Origin of the sequence: Mycobacterium asiaticum (assembly GCF_001673635.1) — a bacterium.
Classification (GTDB): domain Bacteria; phylum Actinomycetota; class Actinomycetes; order Mycobacteriales; family Mycobacteriaceae; genus Mycobacterium; species Mycobacterium asiaticum_C.
In genome coordinates, this window is sequence record NZ_LZMH01000055.1 from 58,596 (window position 1) to 80,105 (window position 21,510).

20 protein-coding genes are annotated in these 21,510 nt (G+C 68.1%); 11 read left to right on the top strand and 9 right to left on the bottom strand.

The annotated features are described in order from the left end of the window. The first annotated feature begins 26 nt into the window (after positions 1-26). From A5645_RS15910 to A5645_RS15920, 3 genes are all read left to right on the top strand, one after another. On the top strand, positions 27-755 hold the full coding sequence (locus A5645_RS15910) for a Clp protease N-terminal domain-containing protein (RefSeq protein ID WP_065130205.1): 729 nt from the start codon (positions 27-29) through the stop codon (positions 753-755). A gap of 80 nt (positions 756-835) precedes the next feature. Beyond that, positions 836-1,360, top strand: a complete 525-nt coding sequence (locus A5645_RS15915) for a hypothetical protein (RefSeq protein ID WP_065120032.1) — start codon at positions 836-838, stop codon at positions 1,358-1,360. A 9-nt stretch (positions 1,361-1,369) separates the two neighbouring features. Further along, entirely contained in the window at positions 1,370-1,879 is a 510-nt protein-coding gene (locus A5645_RS15920; protein WP_216638320.1) for a GNAT family N-acetyltransferase, read from the top strand. Here the strand turns inward: A5645_RS15920 and zapE are convergent. Further along, positions 1,857-2,924: a cell division protein ZapE gene (gene zapE / locus A5645_RS15925; protein ID WP_065130207.1), complete on the bottom strand. Its 1,068-nt coding sequence runs from the start codon at positions 2,922-2,924 to the stop codon at positions 1,857-1,859. The genes A5645_RS15920 and zapE overlap by 23 nt on opposite strands. A 33-nt stretch (positions 2,925-2,957) precedes the next feature. Here zapE and A5645_RS15930 point away from each other — a divergent pair, with 33 nt between their 5' ends. The 4 genes from A5645_RS15930 to msrB are packed head-to-tail and all read left to right on the top strand — an operon-like array spanning position 2,958 to position 7,145. Then, the gene (locus tag A5645_RS15930) at positions 2,958-3,758 is read left to right on the top strand and encodes a pyrimidine reductase family protein (RefSeq protein WP_065130208.1); all 801 of its coding nucleotides are present in this window, start codon (positions 2,958-2,960) and stop codon (positions 3,756-3,758) included. A gap of 35 nt (positions 3,759-3,793) precedes the next feature. Next, complete coding sequence (locus tag A5645_RS15935; protein ID WP_065130209.1) at positions 3,794-5,353, top strand: alpha/beta fold hydrolase; 1,560 nt, start codon at positions 3,794-3,796, stop codon at positions 5,351-5,353. A 29-nt stretch (positions 5,354-5,382) separates the two neighbouring features. After that, the gene (gene aftC, locus A5645_RS15940) at positions 5,383-6,729 is read left to right on the top strand and encodes an arabinofuranan 3-O-arabinosyltransferase (RefSeq protein ID WP_065130210.1); all 1,347 of its coding nucleotides are present in this window, start codon (positions 5,383-5,385) and stop codon (positions 6,727-6,729) included. A 5-nt stretch (positions 6,730-6,734) separates the two neighbouring features. Continuing rightward, entirely contained in the window at positions 6,735-7,145 is a 411-nt protein-coding gene (msrB, locus tag A5645_RS15945) for a peptide-methionine (R)-S-oxide reductase MsrB (RefSeq protein ID WP_065130262.1), read from the top strand. Here msrB and A5645_RS15950 read toward each other — a convergent pair. From A5645_RS15950 to hemE, 4 genes are read right to left on the bottom strand one after another with little or no spacing between them, the layout of a single operon-like run. After that, positions 7,142-7,909 carry a class I SAM-dependent methyltransferase gene (locus A5645_RS15950; RefSeq protein WP_065130211.1) on the bottom strand — a complete coding sequence of 256 codons (768 nt, stop codon included), beginning with the start codon at positions 7,907-7,909 and terminating at the stop codon, positions 7,142-7,144. The genes msrB and A5645_RS15950 overlap by 4 nt on opposite strands. Next, entirely contained in the window at positions 7,906-8,601 is a 696-nt protein-coding gene (hemQ, locus tag A5645_RS15955; protein WP_065130212.1) for a hydrogen peroxide-dependent heme synthase, read from the bottom strand. Before hemQ ends, A5645_RS15950 begins: the two co-directional genes overlap by 4 nt. 5 nt (positions 8,602-8,606) lie before the next feature. Next, the gene (locus A5645_RS15960; protein ID WP_065130213.1) at positions 8,607-9,962 is read right to left on the bottom strand and encodes a protoporphyrinogen oxidase; all 1,356 of its coding nucleotides are present in this window, start codon (positions 9,960-9,962) and stop codon (positions 8,607-8,609) included. Continuing rightward, on the bottom strand, positions 9,959-11,050 hold the full coding sequence (gene hemE, locus A5645_RS15965) for a uroporphyrinogen decarboxylase (RefSeq protein WP_065038200.1): 1,092 nt from the start codon (positions 11,048-11,050) through the stop codon (positions 9,959-9,961). Before hemE ends, A5645_RS15960 begins: the two co-directional genes overlap by 4 nt. A 26-nt stretch (positions 11,051-11,076) precedes the next feature. On the opposite strand from hemE, the gene A5645_RS15970 reads away from it, so the two are divergent. The 3 genes from A5645_RS15970 to A5645_RS15980 all read left to right on the top strand — a co-directional run bounded on the left by A5645_RS15970 (position 11,077) and on the right by A5645_RS15980 (position 13,840). Continuing rightward, entirely contained in the window at positions 11,077-11,883 is an 807-nt protein-coding gene (locus tag A5645_RS15970; protein ID WP_065130214.1) for an enoyl-CoA hydratase/isomerase family protein, read from the top strand. Positions 11,884-11,988: 105 nt separating this feature from the next. Continuing rightward, complete coding sequence (locus A5645_RS15975; RefSeq protein ID WP_231123345.1) at positions 11,989-12,525, top strand: DUF3000 domain-containing protein; 537 nt, start codon at positions 11,989-11,991, stop codon at positions 12,523-12,525. A gap of 1 nt (position 12,526) precedes the next feature. Then, on the top strand, positions 12,527-13,840 hold the full coding sequence (locus A5645_RS15980; protein ID WP_065130215.1) for an HRDC domain-containing protein: 1,314 nt from the start codon (positions 12,527-12,529) through the stop codon (positions 13,838-13,840). Here A5645_RS15980 and dxs read toward each other — a convergent pair. The 4 genes from dxs to A5645_RS16000 form a co-directional block, all read right to left on the bottom strand. Continuing rightward, positions 13,837-15,765: a 1-deoxy-D-xylulose-5-phosphate synthase gene (gene dxs, locus A5645_RS15985; protein ID WP_065038204.1), complete on the bottom strand. Its 1,929-nt coding sequence runs from the start codon at positions 15,763-15,765 to the stop codon at positions 13,837-13,839. The two genes, A5645_RS15980 and dxs, sit on opposite strands and share 4 nt — an antisense overlap. Positions 15,766-15,801: 36 nt before the next feature. Next, on the bottom strand, positions 15,802-17,265 hold the full coding sequence (locus A5645_RS15990; protein ID WP_065130216.1) for a cation:proton antiporter domain-containing protein: 1,464 nt from the start codon (positions 17,263-17,265) through the stop codon (positions 15,802-15,804). 64 nt (positions 17,266-17,329) lie between these two features. Continuing rightward, positions 17,330-18,526 (bottom strand): class I SAM-dependent RNA methyltransferase, encoded by a 1,197-nt coding sequence (locus tag A5645_RS15995; protein WP_436405502.1) that lies wholly within the window; start codon positions 18,524-18,526, stop codon positions 17,330-17,332. Then, positions 18,523-20,508, bottom strand: a complete 1,986-nt coding sequence (locus A5645_RS16000; protein WP_065037527.1) for an APC family permease — start codon at positions 20,506-20,508, stop codon at positions 18,523-18,525. Before A5645_RS16000 ends, A5645_RS15995 begins: the two co-directional genes overlap by 4 nt. A 101-nt stretch (positions 20,509-20,609) precedes the next feature. Between A5645_RS16000 and A5645_RS16005 the strand changes: the two genes are divergently transcribed. Continuing rightward, a complete protein-coding gene (locus A5645_RS16005) occupies positions 20,610-21,281 on the top strand; it encodes a potassium channel family protein (protein WP_155768035.1) in 672 nt (223 codons plus the stop codon). Positions 21,282-21,510: the final 229 nt, after the last annotated feature.

Consider the following 21,510-nt stretch of genomic DNA (forward strand, 5'->3'; position numbering starts at 1 on the left):
CATCGCGTCAACCTAACGTTGACGGCATGGTTCAGCCAACTCCGATCGCCTATCCCGTTCGCCTCGATGAGTTGATCGACGCCATCAAGCGGGTGCACAGCGACGCGCTCGACCAGCTGGCCGACGCCGTCTTGACGGCCGAAAGCCTGGGCGAGGTCGCCGATCACCTGATCGGTCACTTCGTCGATCAGGCGCGCCGCTCGGGGGCTTCGTGGACGGATATCGGCAAGGCGATGGGAGTGACCAAGCAGGCTGCGCAGAAGCGGTTCGTCCCGAAGGCGGACCCCGCCCCGCTCGACCCGCAGCAGGGCTTCGCCCGGTTCACACCGCGGGCCCGCAACGCGGTGGTGGCGTCCCAGAACGCCGCCCACGACGCCGGCAACGCCCAGATCACCCCCGAGCATCTGCTGCTGGGCGTGCTCAGCGACCCGGCCGCGCTCGCCACCGTGCTGCTGCACCAGCAGAAGGTCGACACCGACGCGTTGCGTGAGTCCGTCAAACTGCCGCCTGCCGCATCCGAAGTCCCGGCACTGATCCCGTTCAGCGGGCCGGCCCGCAAGGTGCTGGAACTGACTTTCCGCGAGGCACTCCGTCTGGGCCACAACTACATCGGCACCGAGCACCTGCTGCTCGCCCTGCTCGAACTCGAGGACGGCGCCGGCCCGCTGCACGGCGCCGGTGCGGCCAAGGAACGCGTCGAGGCCGACCTGGTCGCCGCGCTGGAATCGATCGCCGGCGCGGCAAACGGGACCTGAGACGGCCAACCCCTCCCCTTGGCTTCGCCGGGTGTGTAATCATGCGAAGGTCCGCAGCACCGGCAGCCCAGGAGGCAAAGATGCACCGCTGGCTGATCGTCCTTTGCGCGTTCCTCGTCAGCGCGGCGGGCATGTTGTCGGTCGACGCCGCGATCCCCCGCGCTCGCGCCGGTGACGCACCGATCGGACACCTCGGCGACACGTTGCGGGTCGACACCGGCACATACGTCGCCGACGTCACCGTGACCAGCGTCGTACCCGTAGACCCGCCACCAGGATTCGGCTACACCCGCAGCGGCGTTCCGGTGAAGAGCTTTCCGGACAGCTCGGTAGCGCGAGCCGACGTCGTGGTTCGCGCCGTGCGGGTGCCGAACTCGTTCATCTTGGCCACCAACTTCGCCTTCGACGGCGTCACGCCCTTCGCGGATGCCTATAAACCGCGCCCGTGCGATGCGCCCGATTGGCTGGACAACGCGCTGACCAACGCGCCACAGGGATCGGTCGTGCGCGGCGGGGTGTACTGGGACGCCTACCGCGATCCGGTGACCGTGGTCGTCCTGCTGGACAAGAAGTCGGGCGAACACCTGGCGCAATGGAATCTTTGAGCAACGGGAATCTTTAGTCTGCGCATAGAAGAAGCGAGCGCGGCGGACGCCGTCGAACTCAGTGCCGTTGCCTCGCAGACCTTTCCACTGGCGTGCCCGCCCTACGCGCCCGCGGCGGACATCGCCGCATTCATCGAGGCCAACCTGTCCACGGCTCGCTTCGCCGACTACCTGAATGATCCACACCGGCGAATTCTCAAAGCCGATGAGGAAGGCCGAATCGTCGGCTACGCCATGCTGATTCGCGAGACTGACGAGATCGGTGTCAGCGTCGAGTTGTCAAAGCTCTACTTGGCGGCCGACTTTCATGGTCACGGCGTGGCCACGAAACTGATGGATGCCGCGCTCGGTGTGGCAGCCGAATGGGGCGCCTCGCGGGTGTGGCTGGGGGTCAACCGGCACAATGTTCGGGCGCAACGCTTCTACGCCAAGAGCGGCTTTACCGTCAGCGGCACCAGGACGTTTCGGCTGGGCGCTCACGTCGAGCACGACTACGTCATGACCCGGGCGGCCGGGTAGTCAGCGCCAGCAGTCGTGAGGTGGCGCGCAGGTATTTCTTCCGGTAACCGCCGGCCAGCATCTCCTCACTGAAGATGGTGTCCAGCTTGGTGCCCGAGGCCACCACCGGGATGCCGGCGTCGTAGAGCCGGTCGGTCAGCGCGACCAGCCGCAGGGCGACGCTCTGGTCCTCGATGCGATGCACGCCAGTCAGGAAAACGGCGGTAACGCCCTCGATCAGCGCCAGGTAACGCGACGGATGCATGCTGGCCAGGTGCGCGCACAGCGCATCGAAGTCGTCCAGGGTCGCGCCCGGCGCCGCGGCGGCTCGGGTGACGACCTCGTCGTCGGACAGCGGCGGCGGGGCCGGCGGCAGGTCGCGGTGCCGGTAGTCGGGTCCCTCGATCCGGACGGTGGTGAAAATGGCTGCAAGCGTGTTGATTTCGCGGAGAAAGTCCTGCGCGGCGAACCGGCCCTCGCCGAGCTGCTCGGGCAGCGTGTTCGACGTGGCCGCCACCGACACACCGCGTTCGACTAGCGAGGACAGCAGCCGGGAGATCAGCGTGGTGTTCCCGGGGTCGTCCAGCTCGAATTCGTCGATGCACACCGCGGTGTAGCCGGCAAGCAACTCGATGCATTCGGCGAAGCCGAACACACCGGCCAGCTGGGTCAGCTCGCCGAACGTCGCGAACGCCTTCGGATTCTCGGGCACCCCCGGCCCGGCGCCGGGCAACTGGTAGTACGCCGACGCTAGCAGGTGCGTCTTGCCCACCCCGAAACCGCCGTCCAGGTACAGGCCGACACCGGGCAGCACCTCCCGCCGGCCGAACAGCTTCTTCCGGCCGGCCCGGCGCGCCGCCGCCTGGCGAGTGAACTCCTGACAGGAAGCGACCGCGGCCGCCTGGGACGGCTCTGCCGGGTCGGGCCGATAGGTCGCGAAGCTCACATCGGCAAACGTCGGCGGTGGATGCAATTGGGCGATCAGCCGCTCGGGTGACACCGATGGGTGCCGATCCACCAGCCGGGAAACTGCCGCAGATCCGCCCGAAGAGGTAGACCCGTGCATGCTCGCACTGTAGCGACGTGCTGCAATCGAGCGATGCCCGACTTCGAGGCCGACATGGCGGCCGGCCACCACGCCGAGACCTCGTTGCAGTTGCTGGGTTCCGAACGCGTGCTCGGCCACCAAGAGCTGCACCAGTTTTACGGGTATCCGCCCAAGTTGACCGGCAGCTGGGTGCGTGCCAACTTCATCGCCAGCCTGGACGGCGGGTCCACGGTCAAGGGTCTCAGCGGCGCGCTGGCCGGACCCGGTGACCGGACCGTCTTCGTGGTGTTGCGGGAGCTCGCCGACGTGATCGTCGTCGGCGCCGGGACGGTGCGCTCGGAGGGTTACTCGGGTGTGCAGCTGAGCAGTGCGCAGCGCGAAGACCGGCGCTCGCGCAACCAGAGCGAGATTCCGCCCCTGGCGGTCGTCACCAGGAGTGGTCACCTCGACCGGGATCTGGCCGTGTTCACCCGCACCGAGGTGCCGCCACTGGTGCTCACCTGCACTTCGGCGGCCGAGGCGGCGCGCCGCGAACTCGACGGGGTCACGGCCGAGGTGATCGATTGCTCGGGTAATGATCCCCACGAAGTCGACGTGTCCGCCGTCGTGACCAAGCTGCAGACGCGCGGGCTGCGCCGGGTGCTGACCGAAGGCGGGCCGACGCTGCTCGGCGCATTCATCGAGGCCGACCTGCTCGACGAGCTGTGCCTGACGATCGCGCCGCTGCTGGTCGGCGGGTCGGCGCACCGCATCGCGTCCGGAACCGCCCAGCTGCAGACCCGGATGCGTTGCGGCCACGTGATCACCGACGAAGCCGGCTACCTCTACACGCGGTATTCACGCGCTACGTAGAGGACCAGTCGGGCGGTCCCGCTACTGTGGTCGGCATGAATCGGCGCATCGCGTCCGCCACGATCGTGATGGCGGTCAGCATTGTGCTGACCGGATGCGTCCCGGTGTTCGGCGCCGACCCGCGGTTCGCCACAAACTCCGGAGCCCGGCCGCAGGGCGTGTCCACGCCGAAACCGCCGCCTTCCGGTCCGGCGCCGATCGCGGCGCCCAAAAACGACCTGTCCTGGCGCGACTGCACCGCCAAGGTCAACTCCGACGCCGGCGTTCCGGGCGCACCCGGCGTCAAGCTAGAGTGCGCCAGCTTCGACGCCGACCTCGACCCGGTCAACGGGGGTTCCGGTTCGGTGAGCGTCGGCGTCGTGCGGGCCCGCTCCGCCAAGACTCCCAAGGACGCCGGGCCGCTGGTCTTCACCACCGGGTCCGACATCGCATCCTCAACCCAGCTTCCCGTCTGGTTGTCACGCGCGGGCGCCGACGTGCTCGACGCGCATCCGATCGTGTCGATCGACCGGCGCGGTATCGGCATGTCCAGCCCGATCGACTGCCGCGACCGGCTGGACCGGGAAGAGATGCGCGACCAGGCCCAATTCCAGACCGGTGACGACCCGGTGGCAAACCTCTCCGAGGTCTCCAACACCGCTACCACCAACTGCACCGATACCATCGCACCCGGCGATTCCGCCTACGACAACACCCACGCGGCAAACGACATCGAGCGGTTGCGCAACATCTGGGACGTGCCGGCCATCGCGCTGGTCGGGGTGGGCAACGGTGCCCAGGTGGCGTTGACTTACGCCGGGTCGCGTCCGGACAAGGTGGCCAGGCTGATCCTGGACTCGCCGGTCGCCCTGGGAGCCAGCGCGGAGGCCGTCGCGGAACAGCAGGTCAAAGGCCAGCAGGCCGCGCTCGACGCCTTCGCGGCGCAGTGCATCGCCGTGACGTGTGCGCTCGGCCCCGACCCGAAGGGCGCGGTCAGCGACCTGCTCAACACCGCCCGCAGCGGTCGGGGGCTGGGCCAGGCTTCGGTGGCCTCGGTCGTCGGGGCCATCACCACCGCCCTGGGCTTCCCCGCCGGTGACCGCGTCAGCAACACCACCAGCCTGGCCAATGCGCTGGCCGCAGCCCGCTCCGGTGACATGAACCAGCTGAACAACCTGATCAACCGGGCGGAAGCCACCCAAGACAGCGACGGACAGTTCGTCAACACCTGCAGCGACGCGGTGAACCGGCCCACCCCCGACCGGGTCCGCGAGCTGGTGGTCGCCTGGGCCAAGCTCTACCCCCAGTTCGGCACCGTCGCCGCACTGAACCTGGTCAAGTGCGTGCACTGGCCCACCGGTTCGACACCGCAGGCGCCCAAGGAACTCAAGGTCGACGTGCTGCTGATGGGCGTGCAGAACGACCCGATCGTCGGCAACGAAGGCGTCGCCGCGACGGCCGCCACGGTGATCAACGCCAACGCCGCCAGCAAGCGGGTGATGTGGCAGGGCATCGGGCACGGGGCCAGCATCTACTCGGCGTGCGCCGTTCCGCCGCTGGTCGGTTACCTGGACAGCGGCAAGTTGCCGGGCACCGACACGTACTGCCCCGCCTGATCCCTGGCCGAGGGCCCGACCGGTTTGCGGTGTACGGTGCGCTGGTGACGGCAGCTGACTCGACCAGAACCGGCCTCCGCGAATCCGTGCAGGCCGCATTCCGTCCCGGCCCGCACAGCACCGCATCCGTCCTGCGGGCGGTGCTCTGGCCCGCGGCGATCATGTCGGTATTGCACCGCAGCATCGTGCTGACCACCAACGGCAACATCACCGACGACTTCAAGCCGGTGTACCGCGCGGTGCTCAATTTCCGGCACGGCTGGGACATCTACAACGAGCATTTCGACTACGTGGACCCGCACTACCTCTACCCGCCGGGGGGCACGCTGCTGATGGCGCCGTTCGGCTACCTGCCGTTCGCGCCGTCGCGCTATCTGTTCATCTCCATCAACACCATTGCCATCCTGGTCGCCGCATACCTGCTGCTGCGGATGTTCAACTTCACCCTGTCCTCGGTGGCCGCCCCCGCACTGATCCTGGCGATGTTCTGCACCGAGACGGTGACCAACACGCTGGTCTTCACCAACATCAACGGCTGCATCCTGCTGCTGGAGGTGCTGTTCCTGAGGTGGCTGCTGGACGGCAGGGCCAGCCGCGAGTGGTGGGCCGGACTGGCCATCGGCCTGACGCTGGTGCTCAAACCGCTGCTCGGTCCGCTATTGCTGCTGCCGCTGCTCAACCGGCAGTGGCGGGCGCTGGCCACAGCACTGGTGGTTCCGCTGGTCATCAATGCGGCGGCTCTGCCACTGGTACCCGACCCGATGGACTTCTTCACCCGCACGCTGCCCTACATCCTGGGCACCCGCGACTACTTCAACAGCTCCATCCAGGGCAACGGCGTGTACTTCGGCCTGCCCACCTGGCTGATCGTGGGGCTGCGGCTGCTGTTCACCGTGATCGCCATCGGCGCACTGTGGCTGCTGTACCGCTACTACCGCACCCGCGACCCACGGTTCTGGTTCACCACCTCCTCGGGGGTGTTGTTGCTGTGGTCCTGGCTGGTGCTGTCCCTGGCGCAGGGCTACTACTCGATGATGTTGTTCCCGTTCCTGATGACCGTCGTACTGCCGAATTCGGTGATCCGCAGCTGGCCCGCCTGGCTGGGAATCTACGGCTTCATGACGCTGGACCGCTGGCTGCTGTTCAACTGGATGCGCTGGGGGCGGGCCCTGGAATACCTGAAGATCACTTACGGTTGGTCCCTTTTGCTCATCGTGACGTTCACCGTGCTGTACTTCCGCTACTCCGATGCCAAGGCGGAGAACCGGCTGGACGGCGGGATTGATCCGTCGTGGCTCACCCACGAGGAGGATCGCGCTAGCGTGGAAGCAGCATCCGTGGCGTCACCAGATCTGGGAAGGAGCGGCGCAACGTGACCGACATCGCGCGTCCGAAGCTGCAGCTGTCCGACGACGAGTGGCGCAAACGGCTCAACCCGCAGGAATTCGACGTGCTGCGGCGCGCGGGCACCGAGCCGCCATTCACCGGCCGGTACACCAACACCAAGACCCAGGGCATTTACCAGTGCCGGGCCTGCGGTGCCGAATTGTTCCGCAGCACCGAGAAATTCGAGTCGCACTGCGGCTGGCCGTCGTTCTACGACCCGGCGAGCTCCGACGCGGTGATCCTGCGTCCCGATCATTCTTTTGGCACGGTCCGCACCGAGGTGCTGTGCGCCAACTGCCACAGTCATCTGGGCCACGTCTTCGCCGGCGAGGGTTACCCGACCCCCACCGACCAGCGCTACTGCATCAACTCGATCTCGCTGCAGCTGGTGCCGGAACAGGCCTAATCCACGCGGCGCGCGTGCACTTCCCAGAACGGGGCGTGCACCCGCCCGTCCACCAGCCACGGCTCCATGGCCCGGAACCGGTCCAGCACCACCTGCACCGGCTCGGCCAGGTCAGGATTGCGGGCGGCCATCTCCTCGATGGTCTGGGCGTTCAGATTGACCTGGTAGGTGGTGGGGCCCAGGTAGGTGATCTCCCAGCCCGCGCCGGGTAGTACGTCGCGAAAGTCCTCCTCGGACAACGCCCGCACCATCCGGAAGCCGTTGACGTCGTGCTCACCGAACTCGTACATGTACAGCCGCGCGCCGGGCTTCGTGGCCCGATGCAGGGCCTGCGCATAGGACTTCTGCATGTCCAGTTCGGTGCTGAAGGTGTGATAGAAGGCGCAATCGACCACGGTGTCGAATCGCCCGTCCAGCCCGTCCAGTTTGGTCGCGTCGGCGACCTGGAAGTCCACCGTCACCCCGGCCTGCCGTGCGTTTTCCCGCGCCCGCTCGATCGCCGCGGCCGAACCGTCGATGCCGGTAGCCGAAAAACCTTGCGAGGCATAGTAGATCGCATGATGGCCGGGGCCGGTGCCGGGATCGAGCACCTCGCCTTTGACCGCGCCGAGCGCGACGAGCTGCTGGACCACCGGTTGCGGGCCGCCGATGTCCCACGGGGTGGCCGCGGGCAGGCCGTGCGCCAGGCGCTGGTCGAGATAGCTGTCTTCGAAGCGGGCGGGGTCCCTGGGATCGCGGGGGCCGGGCGTGGTCGTCTGAGTCATGGCAGCGCGTTCACCAACTGCTCGACCGCCACGCGCGGCCCGGTGAAGAACGGCGTCTCCTCCCGGGTATGCCGCCTCGCATCGGTGGCGCGCAGTTCCCGCATCAGGTCCACGATGCGGTGCAACTCGGGGGCCTCGAAGGCCAGAATCCATTCGTAGTCACCGAGCGCGAACGCGGGGACCGTGTTGGCGCGGACGTCTTTGTACTCGCGGGCGGCCATGCCGTGCTCGGCGAGCATTCGGCGGCGTTCCTCGTCGGGCAGCAGGTACCACTCGTAGGAACGCACGAACGGGTAGACGCAGATGTAGTTGCCGGCCTCCTCACCGGCCAGGAACGCCGGGATGTGGCTCTTGTTGAACTCGGCCGGCCGGTGCAGCGCCACACTGCTCCACACCGGCGAGCTGGCCCGGCCCAACGCGGTGGTGCGCCGGAAGTCGGCGTAGGTCGCCTGCAGCGCTTCGACGTTGTCGGCGTGGGTCCAGATCATGAAGTCGGCGTCGGCGCGCAGCCCCGCAACGTCGTACAGGCCGCGCACCACCACGCCCCGCTCTTCCTGCTGCTTGATGAACGTCGCGGTCCCGTCGATCACCTCGGCACGCTGGTCACCGAGCTCGCCGGGCCGCACCGAGAACACCGAGAACATCAGGTAGCGGATCGTTGCGTTGAGGGCGTCGAAGTCGAGGCGTGCCATGGCACCTATCGTGCCACTTGCCCGTGCACGGACTCGACGACGCTGGTGACCGCCTTGCCAGCGGCCGCCACGCACGCGGGCACCCCGATGCCGTCCAGGTAGCTGCCCGCCACCGCCAGCGTCGGCGGCAACCCGGCCCGAATCTCGGTCACCAGGCCCGCATGACCCGGGCCGTATTGCGGCATCGCGTCGATCCAGCGTTGCACGCGCGCGTCGAGGAGTTCGACGCTCAGGCCGAACACGTCGACCAGGTCGCTCAACGCCCAGCCCAGCAGGTCGTCGTCGGAGGCGCGCAGGGCGACGTCGTCGCCGAAGCGCCCGAACGACAGGCGCAGCAGCTGGACGTCCCCGCGCATCCCCCATTTGCGGGATGACAGGGTGATCGCCTTGGCGCGCAACGGTTCACCGCTGGCGGCCAGCACGCCTGAGCACTGCGGGAATGCGGTGTCGGCCGGTACGGCCAGCGCCGTCACCGCGGACGAGGCGCTGTTCACCCGGCGCGCGGCCGCCACCGAACGCGGCGCGATGTCGCCGAGCAGGCGCACCAGCCGCGGTGCCGGGACGGCCAGGATGACGGCGTCGGCGTGCCAGCGGTCTCCGGTGTCGTCGTGCAGTTCCCAGCCCGGTTCCAGCCTGGACACCCCGGCCCGCACCCAACGCAGCCCGCTGCGGGCGATCAGTTCGTCGATCAGCACCTGGTAGCCGCCGGCGACGGCGCCGAACACGGGTGCGCCGGTGGCGGGCGGCATGCCTTGCCGCACCGCCTCGGTCAGGGTCTCGGCGCCCCGGTCCAGGGCGGCGGCCACGCTCGGGGCGGCCGCCCGCAGACCGATCGTCGCCGCGGACCCGGCATACACGCCACTGAGCAGCGGATCGACCGATCGGGTCACCACCTGCTCGCCGAAGCGTTCTGCCACGAGTTCGGCCGTCGCCGGGTCGGCCCCGGGTTGCCAGGTCAGCGGACGATCCGACTCGGCGCCGATGCGGGCCAGGGTGGCTTCGTCAACCAGACCCGCCACCGACGACGCCGAGGACGGGATGCCGACCACCGTTTCGGCGGGGAACGGGTGCAACCGTCCCTGGCTGTAGATCAGCGGCCGCACACCGGTGGTGGTGCGCTGCCGGTCCCCGAGCCCCAGCTCGGCCAGTAGCGCGGGTACCTCGGGCCGCCGCTGCACGAAAGCTTCGGCGCCCAGATCCATCGGCTGGCCGCCCACCAGTTCGGTGCGCAAGATCCCACCCAGCCGGTCGGCCGGGTCGAACAGCGTGATGGTCGCGTCTTCACCCACCGCCGCCCGCAGCCGGTACGCGGCCGTCAGGCCCGAAATCCCGCCGCCGACAATGCAATACGAGCTGGTCATAGCGAGTGGACCAGCGCCACCAGGTCGGTCAGCACGCCGGGGTCAGTTTCGGGCAGCACGCCGTGCCCGAGGTTGAAGACGTGCCCGGCCGCCCCGGCCTGCACGGCGCGGCGCCCGTCCTCGACGACGGCGCGCGCGGCCCGCTCGGCCACCGGCCAGCCGGCCAGCACCACGACGGGATCGAGGTTGCCCTGCAGGGCCGTGCCGGGCTGCACCCGGCCGGCAGCGTCGGTGAGCGAAGTGCGCCAGTCCACGCCCACGACGCGGGCCCGGCCCGGCTGCACCGCCTCGGACATGGCGCCCAGCAGCTCGGCGGTCCCGACGCCGAAATGCGTCATCGGCACGCCGTAGTCGGCAAGCTCGGCGAAAACGCGGGCGCTGTGCGGCAGCACGAAATTGCGGTAATCGGCCAGCGACAGCGTCCCGGCCCACGAGTCGAAGACCTGGATGGCGTCCACCCCGGCGTCGAGTTGCCCGCGCAGGAACGCGATGGTGAGGTCGGCCAGCTTGGCCATCAACGCATGCCAGGTGGCCGGCTCGGCCAGCATCATCGCCTTGGTGCGGGCGTGGTGGCGGCTCGGGCCGCCCTCCACCAGGTAGGAGGCCAGGGTGAACGGAGCGCCGGCGAACCCGATCAGGGGGACATCGCCGAGCGCTGCGACCAGCAGCTGTACCGCATCCAGCACCGGCTGGATTGCTTGGGCGTCAAGGGGTTTCATTGCGTCGACAGCGGCCGTGGTGCGCACCGGGTCGGCGATCACCGGACCCACGTCGGCAACGATGTCCAGGTCCACGCCCGCGGCGCGCAGCGGCACCACGATGTCGGAGAACAGGATCGCCGCGTCGGTGTCGTAGCGGCGGATCGGCTGCAGGGTGATCTCGCAGGCCACTTCCGGTTCGAAGCAGGCGTCCAGCATGCGGTGGTGTTCGCGCAGCGCGCGGTATTCGGGCAGCGAGCGCCCGGCCTGCCGCATGAACCACACCGGAACGCGGCTGGGTTCACGGCCGGCGACTGCGGCCAGATAGGGCGACTTCGGGAGGTCCCGGCGGGTAGGAGCAGAAGTATTCACTGGCCTCAATGCTGCCATGCAGCCATTCCGTACCATCAAGGCCGATGCCTGCAACCTATGACGACTTCCGGAGTCTGCGCTGCGAACCCGACGACAACGGCGTGCTGAATCTCGTCCTTGATGCGCCCGGTCTCAATTCGGTCGGCCCGCAGATGCACCGCGATCTGGCCGACATCTGGCCGGTGATCGACCGCGACCCTCAGGTCCGAGCCGTGCTGGTGCGCGGTGAGGGCAAAGCCTTCTCCTCGGGCGGCAGCTTCGACCTGATCGACGAGACGATCGGCGACTACGAAGGTCGCCTGCGGATCATGCGCGAGGCCCGCGATCTGGTGCTCAACCTGGTCAACTTCGGCAAACCGGTGGTGTCGGCGATCAGGGGCCCGGCCGTCGGGGCCGGGCTGGTGGTGGCCCTGCTGGCGGACATCTCGGTGGCCGGCAGGTCAGCAAAGATCATCGACGGGCACACCAAGCTCGGCGTCGCGGCCGGCGACCACGCCGCGATCTGCTGGCCCCTGCTCGTCGGCATGGCCAAGGCGAAGTATTACCTGCTCACCTGCGAGCCGCTGTCCGGCGAAGAGGCCGAACGCATCGGCCTGGTCTCCACGTGCGTCGACGACGAGGACGTGTTGTCCACCGCGACACGACTCGCCAACGATCTGGCCGCCGGCGCCCAGAATGCGATCCGCTGGACCAAGCACAGCCTCAATCACTGGTACCGCATGTTTGCACCCGCTTTCGAGACGTCGCTGGGGCTGGAATTCATCGGGTTTAGTGGCCCTGACGTGCGCGAAGGGCTCGCGGCGCACCGCGAGAAGCGGCCCGCACGGTTTATTGACGCCTCCGACAGCTAAGCGCGGTTCGGCGCGCCTTTTAGCGCGTGTCGGGACATAGGTCTACCGTCGAAGCCTGTGACGTCCGCCGTCGAACCTGAGCCATTCCGCGAAGCGGTAGCGGCCATGAACGGTGTCACCGTGCGGCCGGAGATCGAACTGGGCCCCATCCGTCCCCCGCAACGCCTGGCACCGTTCAGCTACGCGCTGGGAGCTGAGGTCAAACACCCCGACCTGGACATCGTCCCGGAGCGGTCCGAGGGCGACGCCTTCGGCAGGCTCATCCTGCTGTACGACCCGGACGGGTCCGACGCCTGGGATGGCACCATCCGCCTGGTGGCCTACATCCAGGCCGACCTCGATTCGCACGAGGCCATCGACCCACTGCTGCCGGAGGTGGCGTGGAGTTGGCTGGCCGAGGCGCTGGAGTCGCACACCGAACAGATGACCGCGCTGGGCGGCACGGTCACCGCGACCACGTCGGTCCGCTACGGCGACATCTCCGGCCCGCCACGCGCCCATCAACTGGAACTGCGGGCCTCCTGGACGGCCACCACCCCCGACGTGGGCAGCCACGTCCAAGCCTTCTGTGATGTCCTCGAACACGCCGCCGGTTTGCCGCCGGCCGGTGTCACCGACCTGAGCTCACGGTCACGCGCCTGACATGTGCCCCGACCCGTCTCCTGAGGAGACAGATCCGCCGGGCAGCACGGACCCCGAGGCTCCGCTGCTCGCACACCCGGCCGACGGCATGCCGGAACTCGCCGTCACGGTTGACCAAATCGCCTCAGCCGCAGAGCAACTCGATCGCGGTCGTGGTCCGTTCGCCGTGGACGCCGAACGAGCCTCGGGTTTCCGCTACTCCAACCGGGCCTACCTGATCCAGATCCGGCGCTCCGGTGCCGGCACCGTGCTCATCGACCCGGTCAGCCACGGCGGTGACCCGCTGACGGTGCTGCGGCCGGTCGCCGAGGTACTTGGCCAGGACGAATGGATTCTGCACTCCGCGGACCAGGACCTACCCTGCCTGGCGGAGGTCGGCATGCGGCCGCCGGCGCTGTATGACACCGAGCTGGCTGGGCGGCTGGCCGGATTCGACCGAGTGAACCTGGCGGCCATGGTCGAGCGGTTGCTGGGCCAGCGGCTGGCCAAGGGCCACGGCGCGGCCGACTGGTCCAAGCGCCCGCTGCCGCCGGCCTGGCTGAACTACGCCGCCCTGGACGTCGAGCTGCTGCTCGAATTGCGGGCAGCGGAGGCCGAGATTCTCGCGCAGCAAGGCAAAACAGATTGGGCCGCACAGGAATTCGAACACCTGCGGTTATACGAAGAACGTTCGGCCAGTGCTCTCGGGCGGCGCGACCGGTGGCGGCGAACATCAGGCATTCACCGTGTGCACGACCGTCGCGGTCTGGCCGCCGTCCGTGAACTCTGGATGATGCGCGACCGGATCGCCCAGCGCCGTGACATCGCGCCGCGCCGGATCCTGCCGGACTCAGCGATCATCGAGGCCGCGCTCACCGACCCGAAGTCGGTCGACGACCTGGTGAAGCTGCCGGTATTCGGCGGGCGCCACCAGCGTCGCAGCGCGCCGATGTGGCTGTCGGCGCTCGAGGCCGCCCGGCAGAACCAGGATCTGCCGCAGGTCGTGGACGTGCCAAACGGACCACCCCCACCGGCGCGCTGGAGCAGGCGCAAACCGGAGGCCGCCGCGCGACTGGAAGCCGTCCGGGCGGCGCTCAGCGGGCTGTCCGAACAGGTGAAGATCCCGACGGAGAACCTGGTCGCACCCGACCTGGTTCGTCGATTGTGTTGGGATTGGGAGGAATTGAGTGCCGGAACGGCCGGCCCGGCCACCGTCATCGAGGGATTCCTGCGCGCCGGGCAGGCGCGGCCGTGGCAGCGCGAACTGGTAGTGCCCGCCCTGGCGGCGGCGGTGCTACGGGCCGCTCAGACCGGTGACGATTCCACTGGGCGCTAGTCGAGGCGCTCGCTGATCTCGGTCGGTTCCACCGCCGAACTGTTCAGCGCCGCAACCCATCCCGTGATGCGGCGGGCCACATCCTGGTCGGTGAGCCCGAGGTCGGCCAGCACCTCGCCCCGGGAGGCGTGTTCATAGAAGTTCTGCGGCAGACCCACGTCACGGCACGGGATGTCGATCTCGGCGCCGCGCAGCGCCGCCGACACCGCCGAACCCACCCCGCCGGACATGCCGTTGTCCTCCAGCGTCACCACCAGCTTGTGCTGCTGCGCCAGGTCCCGTACCCCGTCGGGCACCGGCAGCACCCACCGCGGGTCGATCACGGTCACGCCGATGCCCTGGTTGTGCAGCCGTTTGGCCACCCCCAGCGCCATCGACGCGAACGCACCCACCGCCACCAAGAGGACATCCTTGCTCAGGCCGTTGCCCGGCACCGCGAGCACGTCGATACCCGAGGTGCCCGCGCCGCGTCGTTCGATAGCTGGGATGTCTTCGCCCACATCGCCTTTGGGGAAACGAATGGCCGTCGGGCCGTCGTCGACCTCGAGCGCCTCGGCGAGTTCCTCCCGCAACCGGGCGGCGTCGCGAGGCGCGGCCACCCGCATTCCCGGCACGATGCCCAGGATCGACAGGTCCCACATGCCGTTGTGGCTGGCGCCATCGTTGCCGGTGATGCCGGCGCGGTCGAGCACCATGGTGACGGGCAGCTTGTGCAACGCCACGTCCATCATGATCTGGTCGAAGGCCCGGTTGAGGAACGTCGAGTAAATCGCGACCACCGGGTGCATCCCGCCCATCGCCAGTCCGGCCGCCGACGTCATCGCATGCTGCTCGGCGATGCCGACATCGAACAATCGGTCCGGGAACGCCTCCCCGAACGCCGACAACCCGGTGGGCCCGGGCATCGCGGCGGTGATCGCCACGATGTCGCGACGACGGCGACCGTGGGCGATCAACGCGTCGGCGAACGTCGCCGTCCAGCCCGGTCCGGCCACCTTGGTGGCCAGCCCGGTCCGGGGGTCGATCGGCACCGTCGAGTGCATCTGCTCGGCCTCGTCCGCCTCGGCCGGGCCGTAGCCCATTCCCTTGCGGGTGGCGACGTGCACGATCACCGGTGCGCCGAAGCCGCGGGCGCTGCGCAAGGCAACCTCGACCGCCCGCTCGTCGTGCCCGTCGACCGGGCCGACGTACTTGAGTCCGAGGTCGGTGAACAGCAACTGCGGGGACAGCGAGTCCTTGATCCCTGCCTTGACGCTGTGCAGGAGGTGGTAGGCGACCTCGCCGACCATCGGCACCGACCGCATGGCGTTGCGGCCCCGTTCGAGGAACTGCTCGTAAGCCGGTTGTAAGCGCAGGGTGGCAAGGTGGTCCGCCACGCCGCCGATCGTCGGCGCGTAGCTGCGTCCGTTGTCGTTGACAACGATGATCACGGGCCGATTGGAGGCGGCGATGTTGTTGAGCGCCTCCCAGCACATGCCCCCGGTGAGCGCGCCGTCACCGACCACCGCGACCACGTGCCGGTTGCGGTGCCCGCTCAGCTCGAACGCCTTGGCCAGCCCGTCGGCGTAGGACAGTGCGGCGCTGGCGTGGCTGGACTCGACCCAGTCATGCTCGCTTTCCGCGCGGGACGGATAGCCCGACAGACCGCCTTTCTTGCGCAGGCTCTCGAAGTCGTGCGCGCGTCCGGTGAGCATCTTGTGCACGTAGGCCTGGTGACCGGTGTCGAAGATGATCGGATCGTGCGGCGAATCGAAAACCCGGTGCAATGCCAACGTCAACTCGACGACGCCGAGATTGGGCCCCAGGTGCCCGCCCGTTGCAGCCACCTTGTGGATCAGGAACTCGCGAATCTCCTGCGCCAGGTCGCGTAGCTGCTGTTGGGAAAGGTGCTGCAGATCGGCGGGCCCGCGGATCTGTTCCAGCATCTCGCCAGTCTACGCAGCACCGGCGACAGCGCACCGCTACGCGACGCCGAACAGTTCCGCGAGCGAGTCGTGCAGTTCGGGATCCGCCAGCACGACGACCTCGTCGCCGGCCCGCAGTGCGGTGTCACCCCGCACCGGCACCAGGCTGGAGTCCCGGACCACCATGCTGACCCAGATGTCGCCGACATCCTCGCCCAGCGCCTCGATCGTGCATCCCTCGGCGGGCGACTCGGCGGCGACGTGGAACCGATGCACGCCGTGCGGCTCGTCCTGAAGCCGGACGCTGACCTCCCATGGCTGGGTCTCCACCGTGCGCATCGGCAGGCGCAGCAGCCGAGCGATACCCGGTACCGAACTACCCTGCACCAACACTGAGAATGCGACGACCACCACCACGATGCCGTACAGCCGTTCCGCGTCGGCGATGTGCGCGGCCCGCAGGAACTCCCCCAACAGAATCGGCACCGCGCCCTTGAGGCCGGCGGCCAGAATGAAGAACCGTTCATTGCGCCGCAGCTCCACCGGGATCAGGCAGGCGCCGACCGCCAGCGGACGGATCACCACCGTCAAAGCAAGGCCGAGGACGAGCCCGGGGATCCACACGTCGGGATGGGTGAGCATGCGCAGGTCGACCGTCAACCCGAGCACGGCGAAGGCGACGATCTCGGCCAGGCCGGCCAGGGCGGCATGGAAGCGCTTGATCTCCGGCTTGTACGGGGCGCGAGCGTCGCCGATCAGAATGCCGGCCACGAACACCGCCAGAAATCCTGAACCGTGCGCAAGCGTCGCGATGCCGTACAGCATGACGCTGCAGGCCAGCGTTCGCAGCGGGTAAAGCCCTTCGCTGGGCAGGGCGACGCGACGCATGAATGCCAGCAGGGCACGGCCGCCGATCACTCCGACGCCCACTCCGATCGCCATCTGCAACAGAAATGCGGTTCCCACATCCGCGAAACCGGCTGCGCTGAGGCCGCCGGCGGCAACCAAGCTGGCCATCAATGAAATGCCGACCGGGTCGTTGGCGCCGGACTCGCCTTCCAGGATGGTGCCGCTGCGACCAGCGATCTCGCGCTTGCCCAGCACCGCGAAGACGACCGCCGGATCGGTGGGGGCCACCGCGGTGGCCACCAGAACGGCTGCGTACCAGTTGATTCCGAACGAGTAGTGCAGCATCAGCGCCGCGCCAACGACGGTGAGTGCGGTGCCCAGGACACCGAGCGACAGAATGGGGCCCGCCGCTTCCTTGAAACGCCGCAGCCCGATGTGCATTCCGCCGTCGAAAAGTACGAACACCAGCGCGATGGTCAGCACCCGCTCCACGGTCCGCTCGGTGGGCGCCTGCACTGCGGGCACAACGTGTACGGTGACGGCCGCCCCGACAAGCACCAGCAGGGCCACCGGAACCTTCACCCGTTCGGTGAGGCGGTTGGCCAGCACGGCAATCAAGCCCAGCGCACTGGCGAACAGCACAATAGCCGCGTAATGGGCGGAATCGTTCACGATTGCTTTCGATCGGTCGACAATAGGATCGCCGACCAGACTTCCCGGCACACCGCGACGGAGTCTAGCGGGTCAGCAGGGCCACGCATTCCACATGATGGGTCAAAGGGAAGGCGTCGAACACTCTGATCTGGTCCACGCCGTAGCCGTGACCGCGGTACAGGCCCACGTCGCGAGCGAAAGACGCTGCTTCACAACCGATATGGACTATCCGCGGCACACCCGCGGCGGCCAGCATATCGATGATCTCCCGGCCGGCGCCCGAGCGTGGTGGGTCGAGCACCGCGACGTCGGCGCTGTCCTCTTGGGCCGCCAGCACCCGTCGCACCGAATCGGTGACGACATCGACCTGGGGCAGATCGGCCAAAGCGGCCCGGGCCGCACCCGAGGCTGCCCGCGACGTGTCCACGCTGAGCACCCGCCCCGACGCCCCCACCCCGGCCGCTAGCGTCGCGGCGAAAATTCCGGCACCGCCGTACAGATCCCAGGCCGTGCCGCCCGAAGCCGGCTGCGCCCAGTCCGCGACCAGCTCGCTGTACACCCGGGCCGCGTCGCGGTGGGACTGCCAGAACGCCGTCACCGGCAGCCGCCAACTGCGCCCACCCACGCGCTGCACCGCGTGGTAGTCACCCTCGGTCACCTTGGCCGTGGTGCGCTTGCCCGTGCGAACCGTGCGCACCACGTGGCGCCGCCCGTCGTCATCGAGCACCGCATGCAGGTGAGCGCCCGGCGGCGACGGCACTTCGTCCAATCCGTCCAGCATGCCGTCGGGCAACTGCCCGCAGCGCAGATCGGTCACCAACTCGTCGCTGTGGTAGCGGTGGAACCCGGGGCAACCGTCCGCACCCACCTCGAGCCGGACCCGGGTGCGCCACCCGGTCGGCCCGGTGTCCGAAATCGGTTCGGCCACACCTGACCAACTGTGGCCGCCGAGCCGTTCCAGCTGATTGGCCACCACCTGAGCTTTGATCGAGCGCGCCGCGTCGGGGTTCACGAACGCCAGGTCGCAGCACCCGGCACCGTGTACGCCGGCGATCGGACACAGCGACTCCGTCCGATCGGCCGATGGTTCGATCACCTCGACTGCCTCTGCGTGCCAATACGAACCGCGGTCCGCGGTCACCCGCACCCGGACCCGTTCCCCTGGCAATGCGTAGCGGACGAACACCACCCGTCCTTCGTGGTGCGCGACGCAGCTGCCGCCGTTGGCGGGCGCCCCGGTCACCAGAGTGAGCTCCCCGCTGGGGGTTTCGTCGATCAATCGAAGATACCCCGGCGGGCGTCGCCCGGCGCGGCGTGCGGCTGCAGGGCCTTGATCCGCTCCGACGAAGTCAACTGCCACGGAACGGAAGTCACCATCACACCGGGCATGAACAGCAACCGGCCTTTGAGTCGCAGCGCACTCTGGTTGTGCAGCAACTGTTCCCACCAACGACCCACTACATACTCCGGGATGAACACCGTCACCACGGTGCGCGGCGATTCCTTGCTGACCCGTTTGACGTAATCGAGTATGGGGCGGGTGATCTCGCGGTAGGGGGAGGCGATCACCTTCAGCGGGACGCTGATATCGCTCTCCTCCCACTGGTGTTGCAGGTCACGGGTTTCGCCTTCGTCGACACTGACGGTGACCGCTTCGAGCACGTCGGGCCGGGTGGCTCGCGCGTAGGCCAGCGCGCGCAGTGTCGGCAGATGCAGCTTGGACACGAGCACCACGGCGTGATTGCGGCTGGGCAATACGATTTCGTCACCGTGCTCGGCGGCTTGCTCGGCAAGTTCTCGGCTGACGCCGTCGTAGTGGCGGCGGATCAGCTTCATCAACCCGAACAGCAGCGCCATGGTGACCACGGCGATCCACGCACCGGCCAGGAATTTGGTGATCATCACCACCAGCAGAACCGCGCCGGTGGCGATGAACCCGATGGTGTTGACGACCCGGGACCGGACCATGCGCCGCCGCGCGGCCGGATCTGTTTCGGTGCGCAACAGCCGTGTCCAGTGCCGCACCATGCCGATCTGGCTCAGCGTGAACGAAATGAACACTCCGACGATGTATAGCTGGATGAGGGCGCTCAACTCGGCGCGGAACGCGACGATAGCCAGCAGGGCCGAGAACGACAGGAACCCTATTCCGTTGGAGAAGGCCAGCCGGTCGCCGCGGGTGTGCAACTGACGCGGCAGGTAACTGTGCTGGGCCAGTACCGAGCCCAGCACCGGGAAGCCGTTGAAGGCGGTGTTGGCGGCCAGCACCAGGATCAACGCGGTGACGGCGGTGATCAACACGAACCCGATGTGGAAGTTGCCGAACACCACCTGGGCCAACTGCGTCACCAACGTCTTTTGGAGTGGGGCGCCTGGCAATTGGGCGGGGTCGCTGACCAGCTGGACCCCGGTCTTCTTGGCCAGCACGATGATGCCCATCAACAGGGTCACCGCGATCGCGCCCAGCATCAGCAGCGTGGTGGCCGCGTTCTTGGACTTGGGCTTCTCGAAGGCCGGCACACCGTTGCTGATGGCCTCCACACCGGTAAGTGCCGCACAACCGGACGAGAAGGCGCGGGCCATCAGAAACACCAACGCGAAACCGACGATCTTGCCGTGCTCGGAATGCATGTGGTACTTGGCCGACTCGGCCTGCAGCGGGTTGCCCAGCACGAAAATCCGGAACAGTCCCCAGCCGAGCATGCCCGCGACGCCGATGATGAACGCGTAGGTCGGGATCGCGAACGCCAGACCCGATTCTCGGACCCCACGCAAGTTCAGGGCCGTGACCAACAAGATGGCGGCGACACAGAACCACACCTTGTGGTGGGCCACGAACGGCACCGCCGAGCCGATGTTCGACATCGCCGAGGCGGTCGAAACCGCAACGGTCAGAACGTAATCCACCATCAACGCGCTGGCCACCGTCAAGCCGGCGTTGGCGCCGAGGTTGGTGGTCACCACCTCGTAGTCGCCGCCACCGGAAGGGTACGCGTGCACGTTCTGCCGGTAGCTGGCCACCACCACCAACATGACCGCGGCTACCGCCAGGCCGATCCACGGCGCCAGCGTGTACGCCGCCAGACCGCCCACCGACAGCATCAGGAAGATTTCCTCGGGTGCATATGCCACCGACGAGAGCGCGTCGGAGGCGAACACCGGCAGAGCAATCCGCTTGGGCAGCAGCGTGTGGCTCAACCGGTCGCTGCGAAACGGCCGGCCAATGAGCAATCGGCGCGCAGCGGTTGAAAGTTTGGACACGAGAGCCAAGAGTAAGCCCACGTGGGTTTGGCGGTAGCGTTCCCCACACAAGAATTTTCACGACCGAAATCGGCTCACCAACGTCGCGAAAGGACCAATAAGTGCGGGTGGTTGTGATGGGGTGCGGCCGGGTCGGGTCGTCGGTGGCAGACGGTCTGTCGCGGATCGGCCACGACGTCGCGGTGATCGACCGCGACAGCGCTGCCTTCAACAGGCTCAGCCCGGAATTCGACGGCGACCGGGTGCTAGGCCAGGGCTTCGACCGCGACGTGCTGCTCAAGGCGGGCATCGAAGGGGCCGACGCGTTCGCCGCGGTGTCCTCGGGCGACAACTCGAACATCATCTCGGCGCGGCTGGCGCGGGAAACCTTCGGCGTGCGCCGGGTGGTCGCCCGGATCTACGACGCGAAACGCGCCGAGGTCTACGAACGCCTCGGCATCCCGACGATCGCCACGGTGCCGTGGACCACCGATCGCCTGCTGAACGCCCTCACGCAGGAGACCGAGACGGCCAAGTGGCGGGATCCCACCGGCACCGTCGCCGTCGCCCAGGTGGTCCTGCACGAAGACTGGGTCGGGCACCGCGCCACCGACCTCGAGCGAGCCACCGGCGCGCGGGTGGCGTTCCTGATCCGCTTCGGCACGGGCGTGCTGCCGGAACCGAAGACGGTGCTGCAGGCCGGTGACCAGGTGTATGTAGCCGCCATCTCTGGTCGCGCCGCCGAAGCCGTGGCCATCGCGGCGCTGCCGCCGAGCGAGGACATGGACAAGTGACGCGAATCAAGGACGCCGGGGGCCAGAGATGAAGCGCGGCAACGACGAAGACGCCGGCGCAGCCGGGGTTGAGGAGTGGCGCAGATGAAGCGCGGCAACGACGAAGACGCCGGCGCAGCCGGGGTTGAGGAGTGGCGCAGATGAAGCGCGGCAACGACGAAGACGCCGGCGCAGCCGGGGTTGAGGAGTGGCGCAGATGAAGCGCGGCAACGACGAAGACGCCGGCGCA

Excerpts from the sequence above, each read along its gene's own strand:
- A5645_RS15935 (WP_065130209.1), top strand. The coding sequence starts at position 3,794 with ATGAATCGGCGCATCGCGTCCGCCACGATCGTGATGGCGGTCAGCATT.
- zapE (WP_065130207.1), bottom strand. The coding sequence starts at position 2,924 with ATGCACGGGTCTACCTCTTCGGGCGGATCTGCGGCAGTTTCCCGGCTG.
- A5645_RS15960 (WP_065130213.1), bottom strand. The coding sequence starts at position 9,962 with ATGACCAGCTCGTATTGCATTGTCGGCGGCGGGATTTCGGGCCTGACG.
- hemE (WP_065038200.1), bottom strand. The coding sequence starts at position 11,050 with ATGGCAGCATTGAGGCCAGTGAATACTTCTGCTCCTACCCGCCGGGAC.
- A5645_RS15915 (WP_065120032.1), top strand. The coding sequence starts at position 836 with ATGCACCGCTGGCTGATCGTCCTTTGCGCGTTCCTCGTCAGCGCGGCG.
- A5645_RS15975 (WP_231123345.1), top strand. The coding sequence starts at position 11,989 with ATGAACGGTGTCACCGTGCGGCCGGAGATCGAACTGGGCCCCATCCGT.
- hemQ (WP_065130212.1), bottom strand. The coding sequence starts at position 8,601 with ATGGCACGCCTCGACTTCGACGCCCTCAACGCAACGATCCGCTACCTG.
- dxs (WP_065038204.1), bottom strand. The coding sequence starts at position 15,765 with ATGCTGGAACAGATCCGCGGGCCCGCCGATCTGCAGCACCTTTCCCAA.
- A5645_RS15970 (WP_065130214.1), top strand. The coding sequence starts at position 11,077 with ATGCCTGCAACCTATGACGACTTCCGGAGTCTGCGCTGCGAACCCGAC.
- A5645_RS15980 (WP_065130215.1), top strand. The coding sequence starts at position 12,527 with ATGTGCCCCGACCCGTCTCCTGAGGAGACAGATCCGCCGGGCAGCACG.
- A5645_RS15910 (WP_065130205.1), top strand. The coding sequence starts at position 27 with ATGGTTCAGCCAACTCCGATCGCCTATCCCGTTCGCCTCGATGAGTTG.
- A5645_RS15930 (WP_065130208.1), top strand. The coding sequence starts at position 2,958 with ATGCCCGACTTCGAGGCCGACATGGCGGCCGGCCACCACGCCGAGACC.
- A5645_RS15950 (WP_065130211.1), bottom strand. The coding sequence starts at position 7,909 with ATGACTCAGACGACCACGCCCGGCCCCCGCGATCCCAGGGACCCCGCC.